General features: G+C 73.6%; 9 protein-coding genes. 6 read left to right on the top strand and 3 right to left on the bottom strand.

All coding sequences use genetic code 11. The annotated features are described in order from the left end of the window. The first annotated feature begins 17 nt into the window (after positions 1-17). Together ACT17Q_RS08310 and ACT17Q_RS08305 are read left to right on the top strand one after the other, a co-directional pair. On the top strand, positions 18-485 hold the full coding sequence (locus tag ACT17Q_RS08310) for a CoA-binding protein (RefSeq protein WP_444665345.1): 468 nt from the start codon (positions 18-20) through the stop codon (positions 483-485). Positions 486-755: 270 nt separating this feature from the next. Beyond that, the gene (locus ACT17Q_RS08305) at positions 756-2,609 is read left to right on the top strand and encodes a DEAD/DEAH box helicase (RefSeq protein WP_444665344.1); all 1,854 of its coding nucleotides are present in this window, start codon (positions 756-758) and stop codon (positions 2,607-2,609) included. A 132-nt stretch (positions 2,610-2,741) separates the two neighbouring features. On the opposite strand, the gene ACT17Q_RS08300 is transcribed toward ACT17Q_RS08305, so the two are convergent. Continuing rightward, positions 2,742-5,243 carry a substrate-binding domain-containing protein gene (locus tag ACT17Q_RS08300; RefSeq protein WP_268534180.1) on the bottom strand — a complete coding sequence of 834 codons (2,502 nt, stop codon included), beginning with the start codon at positions 5,241-5,243 and terminating at the stop codon, positions 2,742-2,744. A gap of 318 nt (positions 5,244-5,561) precedes the next feature. Between ACT17Q_RS08300 and ACT17Q_RS08295 the strand changes: the two genes are divergently transcribed. The 3 genes from ACT17Q_RS08295 (at position 5,562) to ACT17Q_RS08285 (ending at position 10,816) form a co-directional block, all read left to right on the top strand. After that, positions 5,562-6,551 (top strand): LacI family DNA-binding transcriptional regulator, encoded by a 990-nt coding sequence (locus tag ACT17Q_RS08295; RefSeq protein ID WP_444665343.1) that lies wholly within the window; start codon positions 5,562-5,564, stop codon positions 6,549-6,551. A 221-nt stretch (positions 6,552-6,772) separates the two neighbouring features. After that, complete coding sequence (locus ACT17Q_RS08290) at positions 6,773-8,902, top strand: glycoside hydrolase family 6 protein (RefSeq protein WP_444665342.1); 2,130 nt, start codon at positions 6,773-6,775, stop codon at positions 8,900-8,902. 117 nt (positions 8,903-9,019) lie between these two features. After that, positions 9,020-10,816, top strand: a complete 1,797-nt coding sequence (locus ACT17Q_RS08285) for a cellulase family glycosylhydrolase (protein ID WP_444665341.1) — start codon at positions 9,020-9,022, stop codon at positions 10,814-10,816. Between the two features lie 154 nt (positions 10,817-10,970). Here ACT17Q_RS08285 and ACT17Q_RS08280 read toward each other — a convergent pair whose 3' ends face one another. Beyond that, complete coding sequence (locus ACT17Q_RS08280) at positions 10,971-12,059, bottom strand: threonine aldolase family protein (RefSeq protein WP_444665340.1); 1,089 nt, start codon at positions 12,057-12,059, stop codon at positions 10,971-10,973. A 141-nt stretch (positions 12,060-12,200) separates the two neighbouring features. Between ACT17Q_RS08280 and ACT17Q_RS08275 the strand changes: the two genes are divergently transcribed. After that, positions 12,201-12,671, top strand: a complete 471-nt coding sequence (locus ACT17Q_RS08275; RefSeq protein WP_444665375.1) for a DUF6328 family protein — start codon at positions 12,201-12,203, stop codon at positions 12,669-12,671. A gap of 67 nt (positions 12,672-12,738) precedes the next feature. Here the strand turns inward: ACT17Q_RS08275 and ACT17Q_RS08270 are convergent, their stop codons facing one another. Beyond that, a complete protein-coding gene (locus ACT17Q_RS08270; protein ID WP_094180033.1) occupies positions 12,739-13,020 on the bottom strand; it encodes an HU family DNA-binding protein in 282 nt (93 codons plus the stop codon). Positions 13,021-13,107 lie beyond the last annotated feature (87 nt).

Below are 13,107 nucleotides of genomic sequence, written 5' to 3'. Positions count from 1 at the left end.
TGTGCGGGCCCGATCCTATGCGGCCCGAATGCGACCCCCGCGCACCCGCGCGGCGCGCGTGCGAGGCTGTCGACGTGCACACCAACGACCCGGACGTGATCGACCGCCTGCTGCGCTCCCCCGGCCGGTGGGCCGTCGTCGGGCTGTCGCAGAACACGTCCCGAGCGGCGTACGGCGTCGCGGCGTACCTGCAGCAGCTCGGCCACGAGATCGTGCCGGTGCACCCGTCCGCGGCGACCGTGCACGGCGCCCCGGGGTACGCGACGCTCGACCAGGTGCCGGGTGACCTCGACGTCGTCGACGTGTTCGTCAACGCGGGCCTCGCGGGCGGTGTCGTCGACGAGGCGATCGCGCGCGGGGCGCGTGCGGTCTGGCTGCAGCTCGACGTCGTCGACGAGGCCGCGGCGGCCCGGGCGAGGGACGCCGGGCTGGACGTCGTGATGGACACCTGCCCCGCGATCGAGGGTCGCGCCCGGGGCCTGTGACCGCACTCTGCGGACCGGTGTGCGCGAACTCACCCGGATCCCGTCCGGCCGTGGCCTGCGCCGGGACGCCCGTGGCGGGTAGGCTGTCGCCGATCGCGGAGTTCGTCGCGTCCCCCAGAAGTTCGAGTCGACCGATGCCCTGGCTGCCAGCCGGAGTCGCGTCGCGTACGTGAGGCACCTGCAGTCACCTGCCGGGTGCGTGTCGGGGCTGCGACAGCCGTGCGCCATCCGGGCGCCGGTTCAGTCCTCCCTCGAACGGAACGGCCTTCCATGTCGCTGCCCTCGGGCACCCGTGCGCCTTCGCACGTCCTCACCGACCCCTCGACCGACGCGGGCACCCCCGTGCCTGCCGGTCCCGACTCCCCCGTCGCCCCGTCGGGGCCCACGTTCGACGACCTCGGCCTGCCCGCCGCGCTGCACCGCGCGGTGACGGACCTCGGCTTCACCACCCCGTCGGCCATCCAGCAGCGCGCGGTCCCGGCCCTGCTCGGCGGGCGTGACCTGCTCGGCGTCGCGCAGACCGGCACCGGCAAGACCGCCGCGTTCGGCCTGCCCCTGCTCGCCGCGGTCGACCCCGCGCTGCGCGCCGTGCAGGCCGTCGTCCTCGCCCCGACGCGCGAGCTCGCGATGCAGGTCGCCGACGCGATCTCCTCCTTCGCGAAGCACCTGCCCGGCGTCGACGTGGTCCCCGTGTACGGCGGCTCGCCGTACCTGCCGCAGCAGCGTGCGCTGCAGCGCGGTGCCCAGGTCGTCGTCGGCACGCCCGGGCGTGTGATCGACCACCTCGAGCGCGGGTCGCTCGTGCTCGACCAGGTGCGGTTCCTGGTCCTCGACGAGGCCGACGAGATGCTGCGCATGGGCTTCGCGGAGGACGTCGACAAGGTCCTGTCGCGAGCACCGCGGCAGCGTCAGGTCGCGCTGTTCTCCGCGACGATGCCGACGCCGATCCGCCGTGTCGCCGAGCAGCACATGGTCGACCCGGTCGAGGTCACGGTCGCCCGCCAGTCCTCGACCGTGACGAGCGTGCGCCAGACCTACGCGGTCGTCCCGTTCCGGCACAAGGCCGGCGCGCTCGCGCGCGTCCTCGCGGTCACCGACGCGGACGCCGCGATCGTGTTCGTCCGCACGCGGGGCAACGCCGAGGAGCTGGGTTCCGCGCTCGTGGAGCGCGGGGTGTCCGCGGCGTACATCTCGGGCGACGTGGCCCAGGGCGAGCGCGAGAAGATCGTCGAGCGGTTGCGCAGCGGCGCGCTCGACGTGCTGGTCGCCACGGACGTCGCGGCGCGCGGGCTCGACGTCGAGCGCATCGGCCTCGTCGTCAACTTCGACGTGCCGCGCGAGCCGGAGACGTACGTGCACCGCATCGGTCGCACCGGCCGTGCGGGCCGCGACGGCACCGCGCTCACGTTCGTCACACCCGCCGAGCAGTCGCGACTGCGCACCATCGAGCGCACCACGCGCACGTCGCTCGAGCAGGTCACCATCCCCTCGCCCGCCGAGGTCAGCGCGCACCGGGTGCGCACGCTGCTGGAGCGCGTACCGCAGCGCACGTCCGCCGGTCGCCTGGACGTGTACCGCGCGGCCGTCGCGGACCTCGTGCGCGAGGACCCGGGCGCCGACCTGGCCGACCTGCTCGCCACCGTGCTCGCGCTCGCCGTCGGCGACGAGGGCCCCGGCGCTGCCGACGACCTCGACGACGCGCTCGCGCGTGCCGCGGCCGCCCCGTCGCACGACCGGGTCGGCGCGTCCCGCGACGGAGCCCCGCCGCGCGAGCGTCGCCGCACGAGCATCCACATCGCCGGCGGTCCGCCGCGGTGGCGCGTCGCCGTCGGGCACCGCGACGGCCTCCAGCCGGGTGCGCTCGTCGGCGCGCTCACGGGCGAGGGCGGCCTCACGGGCGCGGACGTGGGCAAGATCGACATCTTCCCGAGCTTCGCGCTGGTGGACATCCCCGGCGGCCTGTCCGCCGAGGCCGTCGACCGGCTGTCCCGCACGCGCGTCGCCGGACGCCCGCTGCGGATCCGGGTGGACTCGGGCCCGCGTGGCGGCCACGGCGACTCCGGGCCGCGCGGCGGTCACGGTGCGAGCCGCGCCGGGCACGCCCCGTCGCGCGCGCGCTCCTGACACCCCGCGCTCCTGACACCCCGCGCTCCTGACACCCCGCGCTCCTGACCCCTGGGGTGCGGCGCGGGACCCGGCGCCGCGCCTGACACGCGAACGGCCTCGCCCTTCCCGGGCGAGGCCGTTCGCGTCCGCTCACAGGTGCGTGCGCACCGGCCCCGCCGCCGCGCGTGCCAGCGCGATGTCGGCCTCGCGCAGCACCGCCGACGCATCGGCGCAGCCCCGCACGCTCGGCACGACACCGACCCGCACGCGCTCGCCCAGCTCGGCCTCGAGCGAGTCGATCACGCGGCGCACGCGCATCGGCACGCCCGCGCCGGCGGTGTCCTCCAGCAGCAGCGCGATCTGGTCCTCCGCGATGCGCGCCGCGGTGTCGCCCGCGCGGACCGCGGCCTGCAGCCGCTCGGCGAGCTGTCGGACCGAGACCGTGGGCTCGCCGCGCGAGACCTGGTCGAGCCCGGGCAGCCGGACCACGACGAGCGCGCAGTCGAACTCGTGCACGCGGTGGGCCCGCACGACCGCGCCGCCGAGCCGGTCGAGGAACAGCAGCCGGGTCGCGAGGCCCGTCTCGGACTCGCGCAGCGCGTCCTGCTGCTGCGCGATCTCGGACTGCTTGCGCTCGGTGACGTCGACGATGGTCCCGACGACGCGCGCGGGGCAGCCGGCGTCGTCGAGCACGGTCATCGCGCGGCACATCAGCCAGCGGTAGTCGCCGGTCGCGGAGCGCACGCGGTGCTCGAGCTCGAGCGTCGTGTCGACCCCGGCGAGCGCGGCGGCGATCGCGGTCGAGACCTCGTCCCGGTCCGCCGGGTGCACGCGCTCGAGCCACTCGGTCGGCGAGGAGCCCACGGCGTCGTCGTCGTACCCGAGCGTGCGCTTCCAGCGTGGCGAGTAGTAGACCGTGCCGGCCGAGACGTCCCAGTCCCACGTGCCGTCGTCGGCGGCCATCGACGCGAGCGCGTAGTGCTCCTCGCTCGCCCGGACCGCGTCGGCCAGCGCACGCTCGCGGGCGGCGGCCTGCTCGAGCTGCACGCGCTGCTCGTGCAGCGACTCGAGCATGCTCTGCTGGTCGAGCGCGACCGCGAGCAGCGCGGCCCAGTGGTTGGCGCGGTCCCGGGCCGTGGTGGACCGGGCGTCGACGGCGCCCTCGAGCGCGAGCAGCCCCCAGTCGCTGTTCCCGCAGGTCACAGGCACGACGAACGTCGCCTCTGCCGTCATGCCGCCACGCAGCATCGCGGCGGGCGGGAACTCCGCGGCGACCGTGCGGCTGCCGACGAGCCGCGCGAGCCCGCCGGACCCGTCCCGGACCCCGACGATCTCGAGCGGTCGGTCCGGGCCGGACGAGCCGTCCGCCCACAGCGCGAGGCACGCACGGCCGCGCAACGAGCGCGGCAGCCAGTCGAGCGTGCGCGGGTCGGCGCCGTCGCTGCGCAGCAGGTCGGTCGCGACCTCGTACTGGTGCACGAGGGTCGACTCGAGCCGCCCGGCGCGCTGCAGGAGCGCGGCCGTGCAGCCGCGCGTCAGGGCGAGGATGACCTCGGTCGTCGCGGACTCGACGGCCTCGCGGGCGCGCGCGTCGAGCTCGTCGCCCGCGAGGAGCGCGTCGTGCGCCCGCCGCACGACCGCGACCAGGAGCTCGAGAGCGTCCGGGTAGGGCTGCAGGCCGGTGGTGAGCTCGGTGAGGCGGGACATCGCGAGGTCCTCGGGCAGCACTCCCCCGCGGGCCGCGGTGAGCGGCTCGACGACCGCGCGCCACCACGCCTCCTGGGGCGACCGCCGCTCGTGGCGCTCACCCCCGCGCACCCCGCGGCCGTCGGTGTGGCTGTCGCGGTGCCCGCGCGCGGCGTGCGGGGCCGGCACGGTGACCCGTCCGCCCGCGAACGCGGTGCGCACCAGGTCGAGCAGCTCGTCGCGCCAGTCGGTGCCCGAGTCCTCGATGCGGCGCAGCGGCGTGCACCCGCACGACTCGCGCACCACGAGCGACGTCGGCGTCCGGTGCTCGCCGACGGGCACCGCCTCGCCGCGCAGCCGCGCGAGCAGGAGGCGGACGGCGGCCTCGCCGACGCGGTCGAAGTGCGCGTCCACGGTGGTCAGGCGCGGGGTGAGCCGTGCGCCGAAGTCGGCGTGGTCGAACGCGACCACCGCCTGGTCGCGCGGGACCGACAGGCCGGCCTGTCGCAGCCCGGCGACGAACCCCGAGGCGTTGCGGTCTGTCGCGACGACGACCGCGGTGGTCCGCATGCCGTCGGCGAGCATGAGCCGGGCGGCGGCCTGGCCGCCGGCCTCGTTGTTGTCGCTCGCGGGGTACACCCAGCCGTCGTCAGGGGCGATGTCGTTGGCCAGCAGCGTCTCGCGGTAGGCCTCGAACCGCTCTCTCATGTCCCGCTGGTCGAGACAGCCGATGAACCCGATGGACCTGTGACCGTGCGCGACCAGGTGCTCCACGGACGCGCGCACGCCGTGCGCGTTGTCGGGCAGCACCACCGGCGCGGTGCCTGTGGACTCGTCCTCGCTGACCAGCACGACCGGGATCCCGGAGTGCTCGAGGGCGAGGAGCCGGTCGGCCGGCAGGGCGCCCGAGAGCACCACGAGACCGTCGACCGCGTCGATCGCCACGGGGACGTCGTCCGAGGTCACGACGGGTTCCCGCTCGAGTCCGGCCCGATACGTCTGGACCGCGACGACCCGATGCCCACCTGCCCTGCACGCGCGCGCGACCCCGGCGATCACCGCGCCGAAGTAGAAGCCCCCCACGACAGGGGCCAGTACGCCCACCGTCCTCCGCGCGGGCCCGGGGAGGGTCCCCCGCCGCGCTGGTGTCGCTGCCGTCACCGGTCACCCCGTCCACATCGTCGGAGCCGAGATGATGCCATTCGTCCGCATCGGGCGACAGACTAGGTGATCGTGGCAACTCCGGCAGCCCCCAAATCAGGACGACGACCGACCATCGCCGACGTGGCTCGCGCCGCGGGCGTGTCGACGGCGGTCGTGTCGTACGCCCTCAACGACCGACGCGGCGTCTCCGTGGCGACTCGGGAACGCGTGCTGCGCGTGGCCGACGAACTCGGCTGGCGCCCCAACCCCGCCGCACGCTCCATGCGTGCGGGCGCCCAGGCCGTGGGACTCGCGGTCGTCGCCGGCGAGACGTTGCACGGCGCGCCCGTGCTCGACGTCGTCGCGGTGCTGCAGCGCGCGCTGCACGACCGCGGGCTCGGGGTGGACCTGCGGGTGGTCCCTGACGTGGCCGCGGCGGCGGAGCTGTACCGCCGGTGGGGCGCGGAGCGGCGGTGCGAGGTCGTCGTCGTCCCCGAGGTGCGCTCCGACGACGTGCGCCTGCGCGCCGCGACCGAGGCAGGGCTGCGGCCCGTGGCCATCGGACCCGTCGGCGTCGCGCCCGGTCTCGCGGCCGTCGAGGTGGACGACGAGGAGGCGTACGCGCGTGTCGCCCGCTACCTGCGCGGCCTCGGGCACGCCCGGGTGGCGCTCGTGGCGGACCCCGCGGACCGGCTGCGCACGGCCGCGTGCGAGCGGGGCATGCGCGAGGGTCTCGGTGACGGTGACGTGTCCGTGGACGTCGTGGTGACGGACGGCAGCGTCGAGGGCGCGGCGGGCGCGACCCGACGGCTGCTCACGCAGTCGGTGCGGCCGACGGCGGTCGTGCTGGCGAGCGACGTGATGGCGCTCGCGGGGCTGGACGTGGCACGTCGCACGGGCCTCGTCGTGCCGTGGGACGTGTCGGTCGTCGCGGGTGCGGACAGCGTGCTGTGCCGCCTGGCGACGCCCGCGCTCACGAGCCTGCCCGCGCTCGCGCACGACCTGGGTGACGCGCTCGCGGCGGCGGTGACAGGGACGCTGGACGCGGGTGGCGACGGCGAGCCGACGCGCGTCCCGTTCGCCGTGGGCGCGCTCGCGGTGCGTGGGAGCACGGCTCCCCACGCGCACTGAGCGCCGCGGGGTGGGGTCCGCGGGCGCGGGACGAACCGTGACGGACCCCGCTGAACCGTGTCACGGAACCGCTTCCGGAGGCGTCCCGTATCGGCGAATCGATTAGGGCCTCCCCCGGAGAACGCACGCGTGGTGGGTTGAGTCCTGGTCACCGACGACCCCGGCGACCCTCGCCCGCGCACTGTCGCGCGGGAGTGCCGTTCGACCACACGGAGGACCACGTGTCCCGACACGGACCCAGCGTCGCCAGGCGGCGCCGTCGTACCGTCGGCGCAGCCACGACGGCCGCACTCGTCGCAGTTCCCCTCACCCTGTCGTTCCTGTCGCCGGCCTCGGCTGCCGAGGCCCGGGTCGACAACCCCTACGCCGGGGCCGTCCAGTACGTGAACCCGACGTGGGCGAGCTCGGTGCGCGCGTCGGCGGCCAAGCAGAGCGACGCGTCGCTCGCGGCGAAGATGCAGACCGTCGCCAAGCAGCCGACCGCCGTCTGGATGGACCGCATCAGCGCCATCACGGGCAACGCGGACGGCAAGGGCCTGAAGTTCCACCTCGACAACGCGGTGCAGCAGCAGAAGGCCGCGGGCAAGCCCCTGGTCTTCAACCTGGTCATCTACAACCTGCCGGGGCGTGACTGCTACGCGCTCGCCTCGAACGGCGAGCTGCCCGCCACGGACGCGGGCCTGGCGCGGTACCAGAGCGAGTACATCGACCCGATCGTCGCGCTGCTCGGCAAGCCCGAGTACTCGAACCTGCGCATCGCCGCGACGATCGAGCCGGACTCGCTGCCGAACCTCGTCACCAACATCAGCGAGTCTGCGTGCCAGCAGGCGGCGCCGTACTACCGCCAGGGCGTGAAGTACGCGCTGGACAAGCTGTACGCGCTGGGCAACGTCTACAACTACATCGACATCGGCCACTCGGGCTGGCTCGGCTGGGACTCGAACGCGGGTCCGGCGGCGAAGATCTTCGCCGAGGTCGCCAAGACGACCAACGCGGGCTTCGCGTCGATCACCGGCTTCGTCTCGGACGTCGCGAACACCACGCCGCTCGAGGAGCCGTTCCTCACCGACCCGACGCTCTCGCTCGGTGGCAACCCGATCCGCTCGAGCAAGTTCTACGAGTGGAACAACGACTTCGACGAGATCGACTTCACGGCGCACATGCACCGGCTGCTCGTCGCCGAGGGCTTCCCGACGAGCCTCGGCATGCTCATCGACACCTCGCGCAACGGCTGGGGCGGCCCGAACCGTCCGACGAAGGTCTCGACCAGCACCAACGTCGACACCTACGTCAACGAGTCGCGCGTCGACCGTCGCGTGCACCGCGGCGCGTGGTGCAACCCGCTCGGCGCGGGCATCGGCGAGCTCCCGAAGGCGTCGCCGTCCGGCTACACCGCGTCGCACCTCGACGCGTTCGTCTGGATCAAGCCCCCGGGTGAGTCCGACGGTGCGTCGACGGAGATCGAGAACGACCAGGGCAAGCGGTTCGACCGCATGTGCGACCCGACCTTCGTGTCGCCGAAGCTGTCCAACCAGCTCACGGGCGCCACGCCCAACGCGCCGCTCGCCGGCCAGTGGTTCGAGGACCAGTTCGTCACGCTCGTGAAGAACGCCTACCCGGTCATCCCGGGCTCGGACGGCCAGGACCCCGACCCGACCGAGGAGCCGACCGAGGAGCCGACGGACGACCCCACGGACGACCCGACCGACGACCCGACCGACGACCCGACGGACGACCCGACCGAGGACCCGGTCGACACGCAGGCGCCCTCGACGCCGAGCGGCCTGACGGCGGGCACGGTCACGGAGACCTCGGTGGCGCTGTCCTGGACCGCCTCGACCGACAACGTCGGCGTGACGGGCTACGACATCTACCGCAACGGTTCGAAGGTCGGCACCTCGACCGGCACGACGTACTCGGACACCGGCCTGACCGCCGCGACCGCGTACTCGTACACGGTGCGGGCCAAGGACGCGGCGGGCAACGTCTCGCAGCCGTCCTCCGCGCTGTCGGTCACCACGAAGTCGACCACCACGACCGGCTCGTGCAAGGTCGTGTACAACGCGTCGAGCTGGAACTCCGGCTTCACCGCGTCGATCCGGGTCACCAACACCGGCACGACCGCGCTGAACGGCTGGACGCTGACGTTCCAGTACGCCAACGGCCAGACGCTGCAGCAGGGCTGGAGCGCCGACTGGAGCCAGTCCGGCTCGACCGTGACCGCCAAGAACGCCGCGTGGAACGGCTCGCTGGCCGCCGGCCAGACCGTCGACATCGGCTTCAACGGTGCGCACAACGGCACGAACAACGCTCCGACGGGCTTCACGCTCAACGGCGCCACCTGCTCGTGACCTGATCCGCGGGCGGTCGTGCTCCGGCACGGCCGCCCGCGGCTCGTCCCCGCCGTCGCCCGCCGACGGCGGGGACACCACCGAACGCCCCCACCTCACGCCTCGACGAGGAGAACCGTGTCCGCTCCCGTTTCCGTGACCCGTCGCCGCACGTTGCGTGCGCGCGTGGTCGCCGGCATCGCCGCCGTCGCGGCGCTCGCCGCTCCCCTGGCGGTCGCCGCCGCGAGCCCGGTGGCCGCCGCTCCCACCAGCGACTGGCTGCACACGCAGGGCAACAAGATCGTCGACGAGTCCGGCAAGGAGGTCTGGCTCACCGGCGCCAACTGGTTCGGCTTCAACGCCACCGAGCGCGTCTTCCACGGCCTGTGGGCCGTCAACCTCGAGGACGTCACGCGCTCCATGGCGGAGCACGGCATCAACATCGTCCGTGTGCCGATCTCGACCCAGCTGCTGCTCGAGTGGAAGGCCGGCAAGGCAGCGGTCTCCTCGGGCGTGAACACCTACGTGAACCCCGAGCTCGTGGGGAAGACGTCGCTCGAGGTGTTCGACCGCTTCCTCGCGCTCTCGGAGAAGTACGGCCTCAAGGTCATGCTCGACGTGCACAGCGCCGAGGCGGACAACGCCGGCCACTTCCACCCGGTGTGGTGGAAGGGCACGGTGACCGTGGACGACTTCTACTCCGCGTGGGAGTGGGTCACGGCCCGTTACAAGAACAACGACACGCTCGTCGCGATGGACATCAAGAACGAGCCGCACGGCACCGCGAACTCCTCCCCGCGCGCGAAGTGGGACTCCTCCACCGACCAGGACAACTTCAAGAACCTGTGCCAGGTGACCGGGCGCAAGATCCTCGCGATCAACCCGAACGTCCTCATCCTGTGCGAGGGCATCGAGGTGTACCCCAAGCCGGGCGTGTCCTGGACGTCGACCAACAACAAGGAGTTCTACGGCACGTGGTGGGGCGGCAACCTGCGCGGCGTCACCGACCACCCGGTCGACCTGGGCGCCAACCAGGACCAGCTCGTGTACTCCCCGCACGACTACGGGCCACTGGTCTTCGAGCAGGACTGGTTCCAGAAGCCGTTCACCAAGGCGACGCTCGAGGCGGACGTCTGGGACCCGAACTGGCTGTTCATCCACAAGAAGAACATCGCGCCGCTGCTCGTCGGTGAGTGGGGCGGCCGGGTCGGCCAGGACGAGCGGCAGGACCGCTGGATGACCGCGCTGCGCGACCTCATGATCGAGCGCCGCATCTCGCACACGTTCTGGTCGCTCAACCCCAACTCGGGTGACACGGGGGGCCTGCTGCTGGACGACTGGAAGACCTGGGACTCGGCCAAGTACGAGCTCCTCAAGCCCGGCCTGTGGCAGGACGGCGGCAAGTTCGTCGGACTCGACCACCAGGTGAAGCTGGGCGGCCCGAGCAGCACGACCGGCAAGTCGCTCAGCGAGGTCGGCGACCGGCCCGACCCCACCGACGACCCGACTCAGGACCCGACGGACGACCCCACGCAGGACCCGACGGACGACCCGACTCAGGACCCCACGGACGACCCGACGCAGGATCCGACGGACGACCCGACGACGGTGCCCACGGGCTCGTGCACGGTGACCTACCAGGCCAACGCGTGGAGCACCGGGATGTCGGTCGGGGTCAAGGTCAAGAACACCGGGACCAGCGCGCTGTCCGGCTGGTCGCTGCAGTTCACCCTCCCGGCCGGGCAGAAGCTCGAGCAGGGCTGGAGCGGGACCTGGTCGCAGTCCGGCCAGACCGTGACGGTGACGAACGCCGCCTGGAACGGCACGCTCGCCGCGGGCGGGACGGTCGAGGTCGGGTTCAACGGCACCCACACCGGCTCGACGACCGCACCGAGCGCGTTCACGCTCAACGGCGCGGCCTGCACGACCGCCTGACCGGCGGCCTCGATCGGGCGCCGGTGGTGGGAGGAGACGGCTCCCCCGCCACCGGCGCCGTCCACCGTCCCGCCCCGCGGAGCCGACGACCGCGGGGCGGGACCGACGTCCGCGGTCCGACGAGCATGCGCACGTTCGTCGGACCGCGGTCGGCTCAGCGGTGCGCGGCGAGCGCGGCGCGCGTCGCGTCGAGCAGGTCGTCCACGTCCTGCTCGGTCGTGTCGAACGCGCACATGAGGCGCACCGTGCCGTGCGCCCAGTCGTAGAACCGCCAGCGCCGGCGCAGGTCGTCGGCCACGGCCGGCGTGAGTCGCGCGAACACGCCGTTCGCCTGGGCGGGGTGCAGCAGCTCCGCCCCCGCGTCCTGCAGGCCGGCGGCGAGGCGGGCCGCCATCGCGTTGGCGTGCGCGGCGGAACGCAGCCACAGGTCGCCCTCGTAGAGCGCGACGAGCTGGGCGGACAGGAAGCGCATCTTCGACGCGAGCTGCATGTCCATCTTGCGCAGGTACGGCAGGCCGGTCGCGACGGCCGGGTCGAGCACCACGACGGCCTCCGCGAAGAGCGTGCCGTTCTTGGTGCCACCGAGCGACACGACGTCGACGCCCGCGTCGGTGGTGAGCGCCCGCAACGGGACCCCGAGCGCCGCGGCCGCGTTCGCGAGGCGCGCGCCGTCGACGTGCACCGCGAGCCCGAGCGCGTGCGCGTGGTCGGCGACCGCGCGGATCTCCTCGGGCGTGTAGACGGTCCCGACCTCGGTCGACTGGGTCAGGGACACGACGCCGGGCTGCGCGCGGTGCTCGTCGCCGAACCCCCACGCCTCGCGGTCGACGAGCTCGGGCGTGAGCTTGCCGTCGGGTGTCGGCACCGGCAGCAGCTTGATCCCGGCGACGCGCTCGGGCGCGCCGTTCTCGTCGGTGTGGATGTGCGCGTCACCGGAGCACACCACCGCGCCCCACGGCGGCAGGACCGCCTGCAGGCTCAGGACGTTCGCGCCCGTGCCGTTGAACACCGGGAACGTCTCGGCCTGCGGGCCGAGGTGCGCCCGCACGACGTCCTGGAGCCGCGCGGTCCACGCGTCCGCGCCGTAGGAGGTCTCGTGCCCGCCGTTCGCGGCGACGAGCGCGGCCATCACCTCCGGGTGCGCGCCCGCGTAGTTGTCGGACGCGAAGTCGCGGCGTGCAGGGTCGTGCGCCGGCGCGGGGTCGGTGCTCGTGGTCGGGTCCGTCGTGGGGTGCGCAGTCACGGCTCCAGTCTCCCTCGCCGCGCGCCGTGGTCGGTGGGCCCTCGTCGCCGCGCGCGCGGGCGCGTCGTGCGGGATGATCCAGCCCGACCACGAGGAGGGCTGGTGCGCCACACGGACCGCGACGAGACGTTCACCGAGCGCATGGACCGCAACTGGGACGAGCTCCTGCAGGAGCTGCGCGTCACGCAGACGGGCGCGCAGATCCTCACGGGCTTCCTGCTCACCATCCCGTTCCAGCAGCGGTTCGCGGACCTGGACGCCTACCAGCAGGACCTGTACCTGGTCCTCGTGGTGCTCGCGATCCTCGCGACCGCGCTCATCGTCGCGCCGGTGAGCCTGCACCGGGTGCTGTTCCGCAAACGCATGAAGGAGGAGATCGTCGACGCGGGCAACATGCTCGCCCGGCTCGGTCTCGCGGTCCTGGCGCTCGCGATCGCCGGCAGCGCGTCGTTCGTGTTCGACGTGGTGCTCGACCGGGTCGCGGGCGTGGTCGTCGGTGCCGTGGCGCTCGTCGTGCTCGCGCTCTGCTGGTGGGTGCTCCCGCAGGTCCTCAGGCGGCGCAACGTCGCCCGGGAGGACGCGGACGCGGCCGCGGTGCCCGACCGCAGCTGACGCCCGCGGCGGGCAGGACGAAGGCCCGGCCCCCTGCTCGGGGTGCCGGGCCTTCGAGGGGGCTCGGTCAGCCCTGGACGGCGCGCTTGAGCGTGCTGCCCGCGGTCAGCTTCACGCGGTGGCCGGCGGGGATGTCGAGCTTCTCGCCGGTCTGGGGGTTGATGCCCGTGCGCGCGGCGCGCTCGGCGCTCCCGATCGCCAGGAAGCCGGGGATCGAGACGGTCTCGCCGGCGGCGAGCTGCTCGACGACGACGTCCTGGAACGCGCGCAGCACCTTGTCGGTGTCGGTCGCGGTCAGGCCCGCCTTGCCGGCGACGGCCTGCACGAGCTCGGTGCGGTTGAGGCTCACGTGAGTTCGACTCCTGTCTTGTCCTACGGCCGGCGGACTCGGCGGCCGCAGGCGACCCTAGCCCGGCGTGCAGGTCCCTTCGCGCAC

This window comes from Cellulomonas sp. CW35 (genome assembly GCF_052378485.1).
In the GTDB taxonomy this organism is placed as follows: Bacteria; Actinomycetota; Actinomycetes; order Actinomycetales; family Cellulomonadaceae; genus Cellulomonas; species Cellulomonas uda.
Note: the sequence above shows the minus strand (reverse complement) of the source record. Positions and strands in the feature narration are given on the sequence as shown.